General features: G+C 70.2%; 11 protein-coding genes. 8 read left to right on the top strand and 3 right to left on the bottom strand.

Features of this window, described 5'->3' with window-relative positions; translation table 11 throughout:
• The first annotated feature begins 8 nt into the window (after positions 1-8).
• From ACWGI8_RS19370 to ACWGI8_RS19340, 7 genes are read left to right on the top strand one after another with little or no spacing between them, the layout of a single operon-like run.
• Positions 9-4,880: an amino acid adenylation domain-containing protein gene (locus tag ACWGI8_RS19370; protein WP_453662427.1), complete on the top strand. Its 4,872-nt coding sequence runs from the start codon at positions 9-11 to the stop codon at positions 4,878-4,880.
• A 2-nt stretch (positions 4,881-4,882) separates the two neighbouring features.
• On the top strand, positions 4,883-6,151 hold the full coding sequence (locus tag ACWGI8_RS19365) for an MFS transporter (RefSeq protein ID WP_453662425.1): 1,269 nt from the start codon (positions 4,883-4,885) through the stop codon (positions 6,149-6,151).
• Positions 6,148-7,164, top strand: a complete 1,017-nt coding sequence (locus ACWGI8_RS19360) for a TauD/TfdA family dioxygenase (RefSeq protein ID WP_453662423.1) — start codon at positions 6,148-6,150, stop codon at positions 7,162-7,164. The genes ACWGI8_RS19365 and ACWGI8_RS19360 overlap by 4 nt, the downstream gene beginning before the upstream one ends.
• Positions 7,165-7,189: 25 nt before the next feature.
• Complete coding sequence (locus ACWGI8_RS19355; protein ID WP_453662421.1) at positions 7,190-11,101, top strand: non-ribosomal peptide synthetase; 3,912 nt, start codon at positions 7,190-7,192, stop codon at positions 11,099-11,101.
• Positions 11,098-11,328, top strand: a complete 231-nt coding sequence (locus tag ACWGI8_RS19350) for an MbtH family protein (RefSeq protein WP_453662420.1) — start codon at positions 11,098-11,100, stop codon at positions 11,326-11,328. The genes ACWGI8_RS19355 and ACWGI8_RS19350 overlap by 4 nt, the downstream gene beginning before the upstream one ends.
• Before the next feature lie 60 nt (positions 11,329-11,388).
• The gene (locus tag ACWGI8_RS19345) at positions 11,389-12,528 is read left to right on the top strand and encodes an FAD-dependent oxidoreductase (RefSeq protein ID WP_453662419.1); all 1,140 of its coding nucleotides are present in this window, start codon (positions 11,389-11,391) and stop codon (positions 12,526-12,528) included.
• Between the two features lie 37 nt (positions 12,529-12,565).
• Positions 12,566-13,315: a thioesterase II family protein gene (locus ACWGI8_RS19340; protein ID WP_453662417.1), complete on the top strand. Its 750-nt coding sequence runs from the start codon at positions 12,566-12,568 to the stop codon at positions 13,313-13,315.
• 119 nt (positions 13,316-13,434) lie between these two features.
• Here the strand turns inward: ACWGI8_RS19340 and ACWGI8_RS19335 are convergent, their stop codons facing one another.
• From ACWGI8_RS19335 to ACWGI8_RS19325, 3 genes are read right to left on the bottom strand one after another with little or no spacing between them, the layout of a single operon-like run.
• On the bottom strand, positions 13,435-14,967 hold the full coding sequence (locus tag ACWGI8_RS19335) for an FAD-dependent oxidoreductase (RefSeq protein ID WP_453662415.1): 1,533 nt from the start codon (positions 14,965-14,967) through the stop codon (positions 13,435-13,437).
• Position 14,968: 1 nt separating this feature from the next.
• Positions 14,969-16,786: a non-ribosomal peptide synthetase gene (locus ACWGI8_RS19330; RefSeq protein ID WP_453662413.1), complete on the bottom strand. Its 1,818-nt coding sequence runs from the start codon at positions 16,784-16,786 to the stop codon at positions 14,969-14,971.
• A gap of 8 nt (positions 16,787-16,794) precedes the next feature.
• Positions 16,795-17,463 (bottom strand): hypothetical protein, encoded by a 669-nt coding sequence (locus ACWGI8_RS19325; RefSeq protein ID WP_453662411.1) that lies wholly within the window; start codon positions 17,461-17,463, stop codon positions 16,795-16,797.
• A 129-nt stretch (positions 17,464-17,592) separates the two neighbouring features.
• On the opposite strand from ACWGI8_RS19325, the gene ACWGI8_RS19320 reads away from it, so the two are divergent.
• Positions 17,593-18,812, top strand: a 1,220-nt coding sequence (locus ACWGI8_RS19320; RefSeq protein ID WP_453662409.1) for a cytochrome P450, incomplete at its 3' end; no start/stop codon positions are given.

Raw genomic sequence — 18,812 nt, 5'->3', positions numbered from 1 at the left:
TCGGTGAGGTGGAGCGCACAGTCGCGGAGGTGTGGAGCCGGGTCCTGGGAGTGGACCGGGTCGGTCTGCACGACAACTTCTTCGCCCTCGGCGGCGACTCCATCGCTGCCACCAAAGTCATCTCGCAGGTCCGTCAGGAATTCGATGTCGAGCTCCCCCTGTCCTCGATCTTCGAGGCGCCGCTGCTGCAGGACTTCGCCGCGCAGGTGGGCAGCGAGAGCGCCGCAAACACGCTGGCCGTCGCGGATGTCCACAACGAGGACGGCCGGCTGTCCTACGCGCAGCAGCGGCTGTGGTTCCTGGATCAGTACGAGCAGGAGAGCGGTCAGTACAACGTCTCCATCTCGTTCCGGATCCGCGGGGAACTTCGCGAGGACGTCCTGAAGGACGCGATCCACACCGTGATCGAGCGGCACGACGTGCTGCGCACGACGTTCCACCAGGAGCAGGGCCGCCCGGTGCTGCGCGTTGCCGACCAGGCGCAGGTGGCCTGGGAGCCGGTGGACCTGCGGTGGCTGGGCAAGGTGGCCACCCGGGAACAGGAGGCCAAGCGGCGCGTCCGGGAGTTCATGATGCGCCCGTTCGACATCGGCAAGCTGCCGCTGTTGCGGGTACTCGTGGTTCGCCTGGGCCCCGCCGAATGGATCGTCACGATCGCCCAGCACCACATCGTCACCGACTGGTGGTCGCTGGGGAAGCTGCTCGACGAGCTTTCCGCGGCGTACACGGCGCGGCTGGACGGGCAGCCGCTGGACATGACCGAGCCGGCCATCCAGTACGCCGATTACGCGGCCTGGCAGCAGCAGTGGCTGGCCGGCGAGGAGCTGGAGCGCCAACTCGGCTACTGGCGCACCCAGTTGGCCGGGTACGAGCCGGCGGAGGTGCTGCCCAGCAGGAACCGGCCGCCGGTGCGATCCACCCGCGGTGTGAGTCACGACTTCCAGCTGGACGCGGCGTTCCTCGCCGGCCTGAAGGAGCTCGCCCAGCAGTTCGGTGTCACCCTGCACATGGTCCTCATGGCCGCCGTCGCGCTGCTCCTGGCCGGCTACACCGGTCGAAGCGATGTGGCGTTCGGCACCGCGGCCGCCGGCCGCAACCGCAGCGAGCTGGAGAACCTGCTCGGGTTCTTCGTGAACACGCTCGTCATCCGGCTGAGCGTCGAGAAGGACATGACCCTCGCGGACCTGTTGCGAGCGACCCGGGAAACCGCGCTTTCCGCGTACGACCACGCGGATCTGCCCTTCGACAAGCTCGTCGAGGACCTGTCCCTCGAACGCGACCCCAGCCGGACCCCCGTCTTCCAGGTCATGTGCGTCCTGGAGAACCCGGCCCAGCCCACCCCGGACCTGCCCGGACTGAAAGTGGAGGAGTACGACGTCCCGGTCGAGATCGCTCCGTTCGACCTGACCGTCGAGTTCGTGGAGACCGCAGGCGGGCTCCGCGGACGCGTCCTCTATGCCAAGAACCTGTTCGACGAGCGGATGATCGCCCAGTTCGCCGCGGGCGTCCGGTCCGGCCTGCGGGCCATGGCGACAGACCCGGCGCTCCGGCTCGCCGAGGTCTCCGTCCTGTCGCCGGAGCACCGCCGGGAGCTGCTGACCTGGGGCACGGTCGAGCACTCCCACGACGGCGACGGGTTCGCGCACCGGCGCTTCGAGCGCCAGGTGGCGGTTCGCCCCGACGCCACCGCGGTCGTGTGCGAGGAGGACTCGCTGAGCTACCGCGAGCTGAACGAGCGGGCCAACCGGCTCGCCCATGATCTGCGCCGGCGCGGGATCCGGCCCGCGGACGTGGTCGGCGTCTGCGTCCGACGCTCGACGGAGCTGGTCGTCGGCATGCTCGCCGCGTTCAAGGCCGGGGCCGGCTACCTTCCGCTCGACCCCGAGCAGCCCACCGACCGGCTGGCGTTCATGCTGTCCCAAGCCGGGGCGTCGCTCGTCGTCACGGACGACGATCTCGGCATGGTCGCGGCCGGAGACGTCCCCGCTGTGCGGCTCGACGACGTGTGGGCGGACGGCAGCCTGCCGGTGACCGATCCCGCACCGGTCGGCCACCCCGACCAACTGGCCTACACCGTCTTCACATCCGGTTCGACCGGCCGGCCCAAGGGCGTGATGGTGTCGCAGCGGTCGCTGGACGAGCACACCGCGGCCATGCAGGAGACCTACGCCTTCAAGCCGGACGACCGGGTGCTGCATTTCCTGGCGCAGGGCTTCGACGTCTCGTTGGAGCAGGTGTTCACCACCCTCGCCTGCGGGGCCACCCTGGTGTTGCGGGGCGAGGACCGGTGGTCCCCGGCCGATCTGGTCCGGCGTATCGACTACCACGGCATCACGGTCCTGCACCTCACGCCGTCGCACTGGCAGGGCCTGGTCGGCCTGCTCGAGTCCTCGCCCGAGTTGCGCCCCGACCACATCGGACTGGTGATCGTCGGCGGCGAGCAGATGACCCGTGCGGACGCCGACCGCTCCCAGCTGGTCTTCCCGGCCGCCCGCCACCTCAACGTCTACGGTCCGACGGAGGCGACGATCACCGCGGTGGTGGGCGTGGTGGGCTCGGGGGCCGGTGGGGACGGGGTGGTGCCGATCGGGACGCCGGTCGGTGGGGTGCGGGTCTTCGTGGTGGATGAGGATCTGCGTCTGGTGCCGGTCGGGGTGCCGGGGGAGTTGTTGATCGGTGGAGAAGGGGTGGCGCGGGGGTATGTGGGCCGGCCGGGTCTGACGGCGGAGCGGTTCGTGCCTGATCCGTTCGGTGGGTCGGGTGGGCGGTTGTACCGGTCGGGTGACCGGTGTGTGTGGCGTGCGGATGGTGTGCTGGAGTTCGTCGGCCGGGTTGACGAGCAGGTCAAGATCCGTGGTTTCCGGGTGGAACCGGGGGAGGTCGAGGCGGTCGTCGCCGGGCATCCGGGGGTTGCGGAGTGTCTGGTGATGGTGCGTGAGGACCGGCCTGGGGATCGCCGGTTGGTGGCGTATGTGCGGCCGGTGCCGTCCAAGTCCGGTAGCGGCGTTGAGCCGGTGTCGCCGGTGGAGCTGCGTGGGCTGGTGCAGGGGAGTCTGCCGGAGTACATGGTGCCGGCGGCGTTCGTGCGGGTGTCGCGCTTTCCGTTGACGGTGAACGGCAAGGTCGACCGGTCGGCGTTGCCGGTGCCGGCGCGGGAGGATCTGGCGGTCTCGGAGGGTGCGGAGCCGGTCGGTGAGGTGGAGCGCACAGTCGCGGAGGTGTGGAGCCGGGTCCTGGGAGTGGACCGGGTCGGTCTGCACGACAACTTCTTCGCCCTCGGCGGCCAGTCACTGCTCGCGACGGAGGCGGTCGCACGCCTGAATGACACCTTCGGGGTCGACCTCTCACTGCCGATGATCTTCCAGGAGCCCACGGTCGCCGCCCTGGCCGCCAGGATCGAGGAAGAAAGGGCCGAGCCCGCCGCCGAGTCGGCACTGCCCGAACTGGTTGCGACCGGGGCGTCCGAGGCGCCGCTCTCCTACGACCAGGAGGGCATGTGGTTGCAGGAGCAGTGGCACCCGGGTACTGCGGTGTACAACGTACCGATCGGCCTGCGCCTGCGCGGCCCGCTCGACCCGGTACGGCTGGAGCACGCCGTGCAGACCGTCGTGGCGCGCCACGACGCACTGCGTACCGTCTTCCCCAAGGCGGATCCGCCCATCCAGCGTGTGCTGCCGGAGGTTGCGATACCGCTGCGGATCGTGGATCTGACCGACCACCCGGCGGCCACCCGCGCGGACCATGCGCGTGTCGTGGCCGGGCAGGATGCGTCCCGGCCGTTCGACCTTGAGCACGGACCGCTGCTGCGGACCACCCTGTACGTGCTCGGCCCGACCGACCATCTGCTGGTGCTGACCGTCCACCACCTCGTGTCCGACGGGACGTCCCTGGGCCTGCTCGTCGAGGAGGTCGGTGCGCTGTACGGCGGCGACCGGGCCGTACCCGAGCTGTCGGTGCAGTACCCCGACCACGCCGCCTGGCAGCGGCGGTGGTTCACTCCGGAGCGGGTGTCGGACAAGCTCGACTACTGGAAGCAGCAGCTCTCCGGGGTTTCCACGGAGCTCCAGCTGCCGACCGACCGGCCGCGGCCGGCGACGCAGACGTTCACCGGAGGCTGCGTCGCGTTCCGCATCGGGGAAGAGACCACCCGCAAGCTGGAAGAGCTGGCCAACCGGGAAGGTGCGACCCTCTTCATGGTCGTACTGGCCGGCTACGCGCTCACCCTGCACCGCCGTACGGGACAGGACGACCTGCTCGTCGGTACCCCGATCGCCAGCCGTACCCGGACCGACCTGGAGCCACTGATCGGCTCGTTCGTCAACACTCTGGTCGTTCGTAGCCGGAAGACCGCTGACATGACGACTGTGGACTTCCTGCGCGCCACCCGGGACACCATGCTGGGGGCATTCGAGCACCAGGACGTTCCGTTCGAGTGGCTGATCGACGCTACCCGTGCCGCGCGCGGCTCGGAGCGTCCGCCGCTGGTCCAGGCGTGGATCGATTTCATCAACATCGCCGACGCCAAGCCGGTGCTGCGAGGTCTGGACGCGGAGCACGTGGAGGTCTTCGACTGGCCGATCCACTACGAGATCCAGTTCGACCTGTGGCCCGAACGCGGCAGCCTACGCGGCGAGATCCTCTACAAGGCGGACCTCTTCGACCCGGACACGGTGCGGGAAATCGCTGTTGAGTTCGAGAGCATCCTCGACGCCATCGCGGCGGAGTCGGCCACGGTCGGCGAGGTGATGGCGGACGTCGACGACGCCCTCGCCGAACACCGGGCGGGCCGGCGCGTCGAGCTGGACAACGCCGGCCGCGCCAAGCTGAACCGGCTGTTGGCCAGGCGGGCCGCCGGGTCGGTGACCGGGGGCACGCCGTGACCGTGGCGGAGACGAGCGGGGAGAAGCAGCGGTCGCTCTGGCGGGACACTTCGTTCGCGCGCTTCTGGGGCTCGCAGGCGGCATCGTTCACCGGCACTCAGGTCACGATGGTGGCCCTGCCGCTGATCGCGGTGCTGTCCCTGCACGCCAGCGCGTTCGAGGTCGGCGTCCTGGCCGCGGTCGAGCGAGTGCCGTTCGTCGTCCTGTCGCTGCCGGCCGGGGCCCTGATCGAGCGGTTGGACCTCCGCCGTGTCCTGGTGATTTCGGCGGTGGCCCGCACGGTCCTCATCCTCACCGTGCCGCTGGCTGCGGCGCTGGACCTGCTGACCATCGGCCACCTGTACGTGATCGCCGTGCTGATCGGTGCGCTGAGCGTGTTCGCCGACGTGGCGGGGATGTCCGTCCTGCCGGCGCTTTTGCCGGCGGACCGACTGGCCGACGGCAACAGCAAACTCGAGGCCGGCCGCTCCGGAGCGGATGTGCTCGGGCCCGGCCTCGGAGGACTTCTCGTCCAGGCGCTGACAGCACCGTTCGCGCTGATTGCCGACGCGCTCGCGTTCGCCGTGTCCGGCCTGCTGATGTCCCGGGTCCGCCCGGTGCGGGAAGGGGTACGCCCCGCACACGACGAGCCCCCCTCGCTGGTCCGGGAGATCCGTGAGGGGCTGAAGTTCGTGGTGCGCACCCCGCTGCTGCTGTGGAACGCGGTCGCGGCCTCGCTCATGAACCTGTTCGCGTTCGTCTTCCTCGCGATCCAGTACCTCTTCATGGTCGACGCACTGGGGATGAGCCCGGCCGTCGTCGGCCTGGTGCTCGCGCTCGGCGGCGTGGGCGGGGTGCTCGGCTCCGTGGTGTCCGGACGCCTCATCGAACGGCTCGGCCTCGGCCGGGCGTTCATCCTCGGCAGCACCGCGGTGGCGGCCGGCGTCCTCATCGCCGGTTCCGCACCGCACCGGGCGTTCGCCGGCCCGGCCGTGCTGGCCGTCGGGTACTTCATGTATGTGCTCGGCGGGCCGGTGTTCAACGTAGCGGCGATCACTGCCCGGCAGGTGATCACACCCGATCACCTGCTGGCCCGGACGAACGCGACCATGCGGTTCTTCATCTGGAGCTCGATCCCACTCGGCGCGTTCCTGGGCGGTTTGCTCGCGACGCTCCTGAGCCTGCGCGGCTGCGTGCTGGTGGCGGGGGTCGGCCTCCTGCTTCCGCTGGCGGTGTTGTCGCTCTCGCCGATAAGGCGTATGTCGCACGTGGAAGGAACTGGTGCAGCATGACGGACGGAATACCGGCGCCGGGGTTGGGCCGGCGCCGCGCGGTCGATACGACGCTCGCCGACCTGGTCGACATCACGCCGTCCGCGCATCCGGCGGCGCCGGTGGTGGTGACCGCGCGACGCGCCGGGATCAAACTGGAGGCGTGGCTGAAGGCGAACGCCGAGGCGGTCGAGGCCCATCTGCACCAGGTCGGGGCGGTCCTGTGCCGTGGGTTCGCGGTCGGGTCCGCCGAGGACTTCGCCGAGGTCGTGGCGGCCGACGCCGATGAACTGCTGGACTACGTATACGGGTCCACGCCGCGCAGCCGTGAACTGGACAAGGTGTACACCTCCACCGAGTACCCGGCGGAGCAGACCATCGCGCAGCACAACGAGTTGTCGTACGCCACCACGTGGCCGGCGAAGCTGTGGTTCTGCTGCCTGGTGCCGGCCGCCGAGGGTGGCCAGACACCGCTGGCCGACAGCAGGCGGGTGCTGGCGGGGATCTCGCCGGAGGTGCGGGAGCGGTTCGAGCGGCTCGGCGTGATGTACACGCGCGAGTACGGTACCGGCGTCGACCTGACCTGGCAGCAGACGTTCGAGACCACCGACCGCGGCACGGTGGAGCGGTTCTGCGCCGAGAACGGGATCCGGGCCGAGTGGGGACCGCGCGACACCCTGCGTACCACCCAGGTCTGCCAAGCCGTCGCGGAGCACCCGGTGACCGGCGAGCGGGTCTGGTTCAACCAGGCCCACATGTTCCACCCGTCCACCCTGCCGCCGGACGTCCGCGCATCGCTGGCGTCGTCCGGCGCCGGACTGAGCCGGGACGTGTGCTACGGCGACGGCACCCCGATCGGCGACTCGGAACTGGAGGACGTCCGCCGCGCCTACGAGGCGGAAACCCGCTTCTTCGACTGGTCCGGCGGCGACGTGCTGGTCATCGACAACATCCTCGTCGCGCACGGCCGCCGGCCGTACCGCGGCAGCCGCCGCGTGCTGGTCGCGATGTCCGGCACGACTCGCGCGAAGTGAACCGTCCGAGGGATTGGAGATGACCATGGACACGTCATTCGTCCTGTCACCGCAGCAGCGGCGTACGTGGCTGGCGCAGCACACCGTGGACGGTGTGCCTTGGCGCTGGACGTGCGACATCGAGATCCGCGGCTCGGTCGACGCACCGCGGCTGCAGCAGGCGATCACGGCCCTCGTCGAGCGCCACGAGATCCTGCGTACGACGTACCGGCGTACCGCCAGCCTCGACGCCCCGGTCCAGGTCATCGGACCGTCCCAGCCGGTGACGCTGGACGCGCCCGCCGACCGGCCCGAGCCGTGGGACGTACAGGGCATCGAACAGCCCCTGCGGGCAAGCCTGACCGAGGAGGCCGACGGAGTACACCTGCTGCGGCTGCAGGGCCCGGGGCCCAGCCTCGATTTCACGGGCATCACCCAGGTCGCGGCCGAGGTCGCGCGACGGTACGGCGACGGCGACACCGCGGCGGACAACGACGACCCGCCTCAGTACGCCGACGTGGCCGAGTGGCTGAACGAACTGCTGGAGGCGGACGACACGGCGGCCGGTCGCGACTACTGGCGGCGGCTGGCCGCAGGCCCGGGCGTACCGGTCCAGCCGCCGTTCCTCAGCCGAGGCGATGCCGGCGACCGGCGCACGTTCCAAGGGGCGCGGCTACGTGTTGCGGCGGACCGGATCTCCGCCGTGGATGATCCGCGATCGCTGCTGCTGGCCGCATGGTCGATCCTGATGTACCGGTACGGCGGGCAGGAGGAGCCGCTGCTCGCCGTGGCGCACCCCGGCCGACGGCACCCCGAACTCGAGGACGCGATAGGGGCGTTCACCCGATACGTACCCGCGGCCTTGGCACTGCGCGCCGACACCACGGTGGACGAAGCGATCCGCAGGGTCGCCGAGGCCGATGCGGAGGCGGCACGCTACCAGGACTACTTCACGCGTGAGATGTGGGCCGGGTTCCGGTCGGGCTCCGCGGCCGGGCTCGACGTCGGCTTCGACTACCACGCGGTGCCGGCGCCGGTTACCGGACACGGCTGCGCGTTCGCGATCCGCCGCATCGACGACGCCACCGACCTGTTCGACATCCGGCTGCGCTGCCTGCGTACCGAGGACGGCGTCGAGGCGTTCGTCGAATACGACGCCGGCCGGGTGCGCCCCGAGGACGCGTCGGGACTGGTCGCCGCGCTGGACGTGCTGCTGGGCGAGATGGCCGCCGACCCCGGGCGTCCCATCAGCGAACTGCGCCTGACGGCAGGCCCGCAGGCGGACCGCCCGCGCCGGCCCGCCCCGGCGGCCGCGCGGCCCGGGATCGCGGACCGATTCGCCGAGATGGCCCGCCGCCGGCCGGCCACGACCGCGATCGAGCACGCCGCCGAGCGGTACACCTACGAGGAGCTGGACCGGTGGGCGGGCAGCACGGCGGAGGAGCTACGCCGGCTGGGCGCGGGACCGGGCACTGTTGTGGCGGTCCTGCTCGACCGGGGTCCCGCGGTGGTGGCGGCGATCCTCGGCTGTCTGCGGGCCGGGGCCGCGTACACCGTCGTCGACACCGCCCTGCCCACGGACCGGATCCGCTTCCTCCTCGACGACAGCGCCGCGTGCGCGGTGCTCACCGACGCGGAGTGGTCGTTGCGGGTACCGGCGAGCCTGCCGACCGTCGTGCTGCGGCCCGACGGCTGCGAGCGGCGCGGTGACGCCGGCGCCGGGCCGCGGACGGCGGTACCGGCCGACACCGCCTACCTGATGTACACCTCGGGCACGACCGGTACGCCGAAAGGCGTGCTGGTCGGGCACGAGAACCTGGCCGGATATGTGGACGGCCTGGTGGCGGCCCTCGGACTTGACGAGCCGCTGACCTACTGCCACGTGTCCTCGTTCGCCGCGGATCTGGGTAACTCGGTGCTCTTTCCCGCCCTGTGCACCGGCGGTCGGTTGATCGTCGCCACTCGGGACGAGACCACCGATGCCGACCGGCTCGGGCGCCGGATGCGCGAGGCCGCCGTCGACGTCGTGAAGATCGTGCCGTCCCATCTCCGGGCGCTGCTGGACGCGTCCCGGTCCCCGGCGGACCTCATACCGCGCCGGTACCTGATCACCGGTGGCGAGGCTCTCGACCGCGACCTGCTCGACCAGATCAGGAAGTCGTCCGCCGCATGCCAGGTGGTCAACCACTACGGGCCGACGGAGGCCACGGTCGGGGCCACCTACTACCGGGTTCCGCCGGGGCCGCTGGACGCGCGGCTGACCACGGCACCGTTGGGCGGGCCCATCGGCGGCGCCGAAGTGTACGTGGTGGACCGCGCGATGCAGGAACTGCCGGCGTGGGTCCCCGGCGAGGTCCTCATCGGCGGGACGGGCGTGGCACACGGCTACCACGACCGTCCGGGCCTGACCGCCGAGCGGTTTTGGCCCGATCCGTTCGGTGCGGCAGCGGGCGGGCGCCTGTACCGCACCGGAGATCTCGCCCGCCGGCTGCCCTCCGGCGACATCCATTTCATCGGGCGCGAGGACGGGCAGGTGAAAGTCTCCGGGTACCGGGTGGAGCTGGGCGAGATCGAGGCGGTCGTCGCCGAGTCCGCCGGGGTCCGGCAGTGCGTCGCCGTCCTGGACCCGCGCGGAGGCGAGGCCGGCATCGTCGTGTACGCCACCGCCGGCGACGAGCCGCTGAACGTCGACGACATCCGCGATCGCCTCGCTGCCCGGCTCCCCGCGTACCTGCAGCCGTCGGCCGTCGTGCCGCTGGACCGGTTCCCGCTCACAGCGAACGGGAAGGTCGACCGGGCCGCGCTGCCCGCACCGCTCATCGACACCGGTGCCACGGGCGCGGAGCCGGCGAACGACCTCGAACGGACCCTGTTGCGGATCTGGCGGGACGTCCTCGGCCATCCCACGATCGGAGTCACCGACGACTTCTTCCGCAGTGGTGGGAACTCGCTGCTCGCCATCCGGCTGATGTCGGAGATCGAGAAGGCGACCGGTGCCAACCTTCCGCTCTCGGCGCTGCTGGAAGCCAACACCGTGGAGCAGCTGGCCAACCGGATCCAGGCAGGGTCGGGCACGGCCGCACAGCCTGCGCACCAGGCCGACCGGACGCCCCCGTTCTTCTGCGTGCACGCCGGCGGCGGTGGCGTGCTGGCGTACGCCGAGCTGGCGAGGGCCATGACGCCCGAGCACACGCTGGTCGGGATCGAGGCCGCCGGCCTGCGCCCGGGCGGCACGATGCCGGCCGACCTCTGGGAGATGGCGCGGACGTACGCGCAGGAGATCCGCGAGCGCCGGCCGGTCGGGCCGTACCTGATCGGCGGCTGGTGCCTGGGCGGCATCATCGCGCACGAGGTGGCGCAGCAACTGGCCCGGCAGGGCGAGACGGTGGCGGCGCTCGTGGTCCTGGACAGCTCCGCGCCGCCCCGGGCGGTGCCGGACGAGCAGGTCGGTGCCGGAGTGGATCTGGGCACCGCCGGCACCGACGACGCCGCGGACGAGGACCTTGAGCTGCTGACCCGGTTCGCCTGGCACTACCAGCTCGAACTCGACGACGCGAAGCTGCCGGCCATGAGCGGCGAGGAGCGCTTCGCCCACATCCTTGAACGGGCCCGGCTCGCCAACGTGCTGCCGGCGGACGCGGGCAGCGAGCGGTTCGAGCAGTTGCTTGCCGTCTACCAGCACAACATGCGGGCGGCCGATGCGTACGTTCAGCGCGGGCAGCCGGCCGAGGTGGCCCAGTTCCCGGTGCTGCTGGTGCGCGCCGAGGACGACCCGATCTGGCCCAGCCTGGACGACACGCTCGGCTGGGCCGGGCTGTACGGGGACCTGGTCGATGTGGTCAGCGCCCCGGGCGATCACCACACGATGCTCAACCCCGACCGGGCCGAGGAGCTGGCGAAGCAATTGACCGGCTACCTGAACCACATCACCGAACGACCGAAGGGAAACCAGCCGTGACCGACGACCTCCACGACAGCCAGACCTACCAGGTTGTCGTCAACCACGAGGAGCAGTACTCGATCTGGCCCGCGCAGCGGGACGTGCCTGGCGGCTGGCGACCGGTGGGCAGGACCGGACCGAAGGACGACTGCCTGGCATACGTCAACGAGGTGTGGACCGACATGCGCCCGTTGAGCCTGCGCCGGCGGATGGACGACCCACAGGCGGAGCGAACCGATCGTTGACAACGGTCCACGCCGCGAGGGTGTGCTGGGCCGTCGGCGGAACCTTCGAAAGGGAAGTGGATGAGGACACCGGAAGTTCTTGTCGTCGGCGCCGGAATCGCCGGACTCACCGCCGCGGAGCAGTTGCAGCGGCGTGGTGTGTCCGTGCAGGTGGTCGAACGGGCCGAGGCGCTGCGGATGCCCACCGCCGGCATCGTGCTGCATCCCAACGCGTTGGCCTGCCTGGACCACCTGGGCGAGCTGCTGGACCGCGAGGGAAGCCGGATCGAGCGGAACGTCGCGGTGGACCGTGACGGCAGCCGGACCGTTGTGGAGTGGCAGAGCGTATGGCCGACTCTTCCGCTGGCGATCCACCGTCGGGCCCTGGGCAACCTTCTGCTTTCCCGGCTCGACCCGGACACGGTCAGCTGGTCGATGGCGCCGCAGCAGCTGAGCCACGAAGCGGAAGGCGTGCGCGTCACCTTCGGCAATGGGGACAGCAGAACGTACAAGCTGGTGGTCGGGGCCGATGGGATCAACTCCTGGGTACGGCGGGCGGTTGATCCGGATGCGCTACCGAGTTTCACGGGACACACATTCATCCGGACCACGGTTCCTCGCGCCGTACCGGCGTCCCCTCCGGAGTGGCGAACGTGGCGAGCCGGGCCGCATACGTTCGGCCTCATGCCCATCGGTCAGGGTCGCATGTCCGTCTTCTTCCAGATCGCGGCCTCCGATCCCATCAGCTCCGAGCCGCCTGACGCGTTCGATGTCCTGCGGAAGGGGTGTCGCGACATGCCGGACGAGGTGCGCGGCTTCGTCGACTCCATGCGACTGGATGAGCAACTGGTGACCCGGTCCGCCTTTGCGCTGGCCACCAAACGTGTCGTGTCGGGGCGGGTTGTCCTCATCGGCGATGCCGCGCACGCCGTGTCACCGGCGACGACCCAGGGCGGCGGTCTGGCTATTGAGGACGCCGCCGTACTCGGTGAGGAGATCGACGCACACGGTTGCGGTCCGGCGGCGTTGGCCGCTTTCGAGCGGCGTCGGCAGACACGCGTGTGCGCGTTCCAGACGAACGCCACCCAGCAGGTGACGTTCATGGAGGCCGTGGCCGCACGACGTCTGCCCGTGCCGGAACAGCGCGTCCGGACCCGGCCGGCGGCGGACGCGTCCGCCTGGTACCGGAGCCTTTACGCCCCCCTCATGGCGGCCCCGTAGATGATGCGGCCCTTCGACGGAACGCGAGGACCTGACCATGGCTGACAACGTGGTCGGGTCGCGCTGGTTCCAGACCCACCGCTGCCTGCCGGACGCCGGGGTGCAGTTGTTCTGCCTGCCGGCCGCGGGCATGGGCGCGTCGGCGTACCGGGAGTGGCAGGGCGCTCTCGGGCCGGGGGTCGAGGTGATCGCGGTACAACTGCCCGGCCGGGAAACGCGCTTCGACGAGCACCCGCTGTCCGCTGTCGATCTGATCGTCGAGCGGCTGACGGAACCGCTGCTGGAGCGCGTCGACCGGCCGTTCGCGCTGTTCGGCCACAGCATGGGGGCGTTGCTGTCGTTCGAGATCGCGCACGAGGCGGTGCGGCGCGGCCACCCTCCGGTGCAGCTGTTCGTCTCCGGGCTGGAGGCCGCGCATGACCGGACGCCGGTACGGGTCGAGGCGCACAAACTGCCCGAGCCCGAGCTGCTGGAGTACGTGCTGAATCTGGGCGGGATCCCGCCCGAGGGGCGCGAGTACCCCGAGCTGCTGTCCTTGTTCCTGCCCACGATGCGCGCCGACCTCGCGGTGGGTGAGACCTACCGGTACCGCGTGCGGCCGCCGCTGCCGGTGCCGATCACGGCCCTGGCCGGCCGGGACGACCCACTGGTGGACCACCGGCGGTTCGCCGCCTGGTCACAGCTGTCGCGCAAGGGGGTGCGGACCCACCTGCTGCCCGGAGAGCACTTCTACCTGGACACCGAACGGCGGGCGGTGCTCGACATCATCAGGTCGGCGCTGAGCTGATGCCGGAAGACTCGGGCGTATCCCGTGGACCGTCGGGCGGGTGTGCACCGTAGCGGGTGACCACGCCGCGGAACGGTCCACGGGACAACGCACCAGGAGGACGCCGGGAGCGTCCCGGCTCAGCGGCCGGGCGTCGGCTCGGCCGCCGAGCCCACCGTGGCCGAACTCCGCCAGTGCAGCCCGTCCCGTGACGGGACGAGGCCGCCGGCGAACTGCGGGTCCGGCTCCGGCAGCATGTCCGGCGTGTCGGCCAGCGCCGCGCGCACCTGCAGGTCGGTCGCCTCGTGCAGGACGGCACCGAGGAGCCGGGTACCGCTGCCCTGGAAGACGATGTCGCCGTCGTCCATGACCTCCGGGCGCGACGCCTGGGCGAGCGCCTCGCCGAACTGGTTCGTCGGGTGCGGGCCGGCGGTCTCGAAGAGTTCCCGGTCCGGCCCCGATACGCCGGCCACCAGGTCCACGAACGCCTGGGCGTCGCTCTGTTCGGTGCCGAGCAGCTTGCGGGCCTCCCAGAAGTACGACGACTCGTCGCGGTTGAGTTCGTACATCGACTGCAGGAACTGGTGGAAGAGGTCGAACTCGCGCCGGTAGCGGTTCTCGAACTCGGTGAAGCACGCCTCCTCGGTCAACTCGCCGTTGAGCCGGGTGTTGATCGACCGGGCCGCCAGCACACCGCTGTAGGTGGCCAGGTGCACGCCGGTGGAGAAGACGGGATCGATGAAGCAGGCCGCGTCGCCGACCAGTACCACCCCGGGCCGCCAGAACGAGGTGTTGCAGTACGAGTAGTCCTTGCGGACCCGCAGCTTGCCGTACATCCCCTCGGTCACGCGGTGGGCGTCCGACAGGTAGTCGTCGATCAGCGGACACGATGCGATGAACTGCGCCATGGCGGCTTCCTGACCGCGCTGGATGACGTCGATCCGGTCGCGTGACACAACGGCCCCGACGCTGGTGAGCGTGTCGGAGAGCGGGATGTACCAGATCCACCCGTCGGAGAACGCGGCACACAGGATGTTGCCCTCGTTCGGTGCAGGCAGCCGCTTGCCGCCCTCGTAGTAACCGAACAGCGCGACGTTCCGGAAGAAGGGGGACAGCTCCCTCGTGCCGACCTTCTTGTACAACCCGTCCGTGTTGCCCGCGGCGACGACGACATAACTGGACCGCACGGTGTGCTCCGCGCCGTCGGCGTCCCGGAACCGCACACCGCGGACCCGGCCGCCGTCGTCCTCCTCCAGCGCCAGTACCTCGGCCTCTTCCCGCACCTCGACACCGTGCCGGCGGGCGTTGTTGAGCAGGATCGAGTCGAACCGCTCGCGGTCGACCTGGTAGGCGGTCGAGGTCGGCCCGGCCAGTTTGCGGGACAGCGCGAAAGTGAAGGTCCACGGATCAGGGTTGCTGCCCCAGCGGAACGTCCCGCCCCGCTTCACCGGGAAGTTCGCCTCCTCCAGCTCCTTGGTGACGCCGAGCATCGCGCACACGCCGTGCACGGTGGACGGCAGGAGCGACTCACCGATCTGGTACCGCGGGAAGCGCTCCTTCTCCAGCAGGAGCACTCGGTGCCCCGCCTTGGCTATGAGGGTGGCGGTGGTGGATCCGCCGGGTCCGCCGCCCACGACGACGACGTCGAACTGTTGATCTGTCGTTGCGCTCATGTCATCCAACCTTTCGGTGGTAGGCCTCAGCTGTCGTCGTCGCGTCCGCGACATTGGTATTCAGCCACTCGGCCAGCTCTTCGACCGTCGGCGCCTCGTAGACCCACAGAAGCGGTACCTGAGCACCGAACACCTGGGAAAGCCGCAGCGCGACGCGCACGACGGCGAGCGACCCGCCGATGTCGAGAAAGCTGCGGCTGCGCCCGATGTGCGGGATGCCGAGGATCTCGCACCAGACCATGGCGACGGTCCGCTCGACGGCGCCGCGCGGTGCGTCGTCGCCGGGGAGGTCGGTGGTGGCGGGCACGAGTGCTTCCAGCGCATGCAGGTCGACCTTGCCGTTGGGCGTGAGCGGCAGCTTGTCCAGCCTGCGGATCTCGCTCGGCACCATGTAGGCCGGCAGCGTTCCGCCCAGGAAGGTCCGCAGGTCGGCCAGGTCGACCGACGGACCGGTGACGAACGCGACGAGTGTGGCGTCCCCGTCGGCGGCCGGGGTCACCACGGCGGCCTGCCCGACGTCCGGGTGACGCTGCATCGCGCCTTCGATCTCGTCAGGTTCGACCCGGTAGCCACGGACCTTCACCTGACGGTCCATCCGCCCGAGGAACTCGAGTTCGCCGTCCGGGCGGCGGCGGACCAGGTCACCGGTGCGATACCGGCGCGCACCCGCCGCTCCGGCCGGGTCGGGTTCGAAGGCGGCCGCGGTCAGGTCAGGCCGCTCGTAGTAGCCACGGGCCAGACCGGCGCCGCCGATGCACAGTTCGCCGGGTACGCCGTCGGGCACGGGGGTGCCTGCCGGGTCGAGCACACTGACCCGGATGCCGTCCACTGAACGCCCGATCGGCACGGTGCCGAGGTCGGAGAGGTCCTCCTCGGGCGCCCGCCAGACCGTGCTCCACACGGTGGCCTCGGTCGGGCCGTACTCGTTGAGCAGGTCGACCGCGGGCAGGCGGGCCCGGCTCTTCGCGGGAAGGCCGGGCGGGCACCGTTCGCCGGCGACCGTGACCGTGCGCAGCGAGTCGAGCGCGGCCGGCTCTGCGGTCTCCAGCAGCAGCTCGTACAGGGACGGCAGGGTAAGAATCGTGTCGATACCGGCACGCTCGACGAGCCGGCCGACCGTGTCCAGATCGGACTCCGTGCCCGGCGCGGGCAGGTGCAGCGCACCGCCGCGGGTCAGCGTGCCGAAGATCCCGGCGACGGCGCTGTCGAAGGCCATCGCGGACAGCAGCAGGAACGCCTGGGGCGGCCGGTACCAGGCGTGCCGGGCGAGGGTGGAGCCGACCAGGGACCGGTGCGTGACGGCGACCCCCTTGGGTCGGCCGGTCGAGCCGGACGTGTAGATGACGTAGGCGAGGTTGTCCGGGCCGGCCGGCTGCGCGGGGACGAACTCGGGCTGACCGGTGGTCAGGTCCCAGTCCTCGTCCAGGCAGAGCACCGGGGCACCGGGAATCGCCGGCCCTTGTGCCGACGCGCGCCGGCTCAGCACGAGCCGGACGGGTACGTCGGACAGGCGGTCGACCGGGCTCGCCGGGTCCAAGGGCACGTATGCGCCACCGGCCTTCAGGATGGCCAGGATGCTGATGACCATCTCCGGTGACTTCGGCAGGTGCACGCCGACGAGGACCTCGGGTCCGACGTCGCGCTTCTGCAACTCGTCGGCGAGGGCGTTGGCCCGCTGGTCGAGTTCGGCGTAGGTCAGCGTCTCCGCCGGCGACACCACGGCCGGGGCGTGCGCTTCGTGCTGCACCGCGCTGGAAACGAGGTCGTGAATACACTGGTTGGCGTACCGCAAAGGTCTTCCCTCCTGAACGTCGACCATCGCGCCGGTTAGCAGTCGAGTGGAACCATTCGATGCCGAATGGCGGTCTCCACAAGCACCTCGCGGCCGCAGCCCCGGGACAGCCGCAGCTTCCCGGTCAGATACTCGATGTGAGCGTTGACGGCACGGACGGTCATGTTCGATCCCAGTCGGCGTGCGATCTGCTCTGATGTGGGTAGCGGGCTGGACGTCGATCCGCGCAGGCGGGGTTCGCAGAGTGTCTGCAACACAGCGAAGTACGCGGCCCGTGGATTGAGTGTGGGTTCCGCCTCGCGGACGGCCGCGCACGGCGCCGGCCGCGCCTGCGCACGCTTCGGTTCCGGACCGAAGACGGTGAGGTGCGGGCCGTTGGTGCGCCCGGCGACACTGACTCGGCACAACTCGAACGGCACCGGGGTGAGGTACCGGCCGGGGTCGACGGTCAGGTACTCGTAGCAGTTCTCCAGGTTCTCCACCAGCAGCGTCTCGATCGGGCAGAAGTTTGTCAGCAGCCAGTGACCAGCAGTGGCAGTGATTTCACCGGTGAACGACGTTGCTTGCTGGTCAAGCACGAGATCGAGGCCGCATTGCCCGCATGTGCAGGAGCCGAATGTTGCCGATTCACCGTCGTGTAAATCTATTTGGTCCGGTTTTCCGGCTTTCCGCTCCGGCGTCTGGACGGTAACAACTGCACGCACAACTGTTCCCCCGTCTATCGATATTCGCCGAGCATGCCCGCACCGTCTGGTCGCGATCTTGTCAGCGGGCAGTGCGCCGACAAGGTTCTGACAGGGTCGCCGACCAGACGGTGCGGGCATGCTCGCCGGATGTCGATGCGTAGAGCGAGTGCTGTCAACGCGGGCGGCCAATCGCTGGCCGAGGCTCCTCCCGTCACGTACGACCCCTTTTCGTACCGGGTGCAGGAGGATCCGTATCCCGTATACGCGTGGATGCGCGAGAACGCCCCGGTCTACCGGAACGAGGAACGCGACTTCTACGCGCTGTCCCGGCATGCCGACGTCCTGGCGGCGATGCGCGACCCAGCCACCTTCAGCAACCGCAACGGGATATCCCTGGAACCGACCATGTCGGGGCCCCAGGTGTACAAGAACGTCTTCTTCCTCGCTCTCGACCCGCCCGACCACACCACTGCGCGCGGCCTGGTGCAGCGGAAGTACTCACCGCGCACCGTCGCCCAGCGCGAGGCACGCATCCGCGAGCTCACCCGGCGACGGCTGGAGCCCCTGCTGGACCAGGACACCTTCGACTTCGCCGCCGACCTCGCCACCCCCGTATCCACCGACGGGGCCTGCGACATGCTCGGCATCCCGGAAGCCGACTGGGATACCGTCCGGCTCGACTCCGACCTGCTCAACACCCGAAAGCACGACTCCGACGAACGGACGCCGGAGAACCTCGCCGCCGCCTTCCGGCTCGGCACCTACTACGGGCAGCTGGTCGCCGACATCCGCCGCCACCCCGGCGACAACCTCATCTCGATGCTCACCCAGGCCGACATCAACGGCAGGCCGGTCAGCGACTCGGAGATCGTCGCCTTCATCTTCCTCATCGTCAGCGGCGGGAACGAGTCGACCAGCAAGCAGGTCGGCAACGCCTGGTACCACGGCTGGCGGCTGCCCGACGTGCAGCGAGCCGGACTCGCGGGCCGGTTCACCGACTGGGCCAACGAGTCGCTCCGCTTCGACTCCTCCAGCCAGATGACCTCGCGCACCGTGACCCGCGACATCGTGCTCCACGACACGAAGGTCCCGGCCGGGGCTCGCATGGTGCTCCTGCACCCCTCCGGCAACCGCGACCACCGGGTGTTCGACGACCCCGACCGCTTCGACCTCGACCGCGACACCCGCAAAATGATCAGCTTCGGCGCCGGGCCCCACCATTGCCTCGGCGGCGCCCTGGCGACGCTCGAGATCCCGATCGTGCTCGAGGAAGTCGCCAGACACGTCGCCGAGTACGACCTCGACATGGCGGCTGCCCAGCGCGTGCACTCCGCGCACCAACGTGGCTTCACGTCTCTGCCCTGCAC

The organism is Streptomyces sp. NPDC054841 (genome assembly GCF_053611045.1).
The sequence above is the reverse complement of the archived record's forward strand: the minus strand, read 5'-3'. Positions and strand labels throughout refer to the sequence as shown.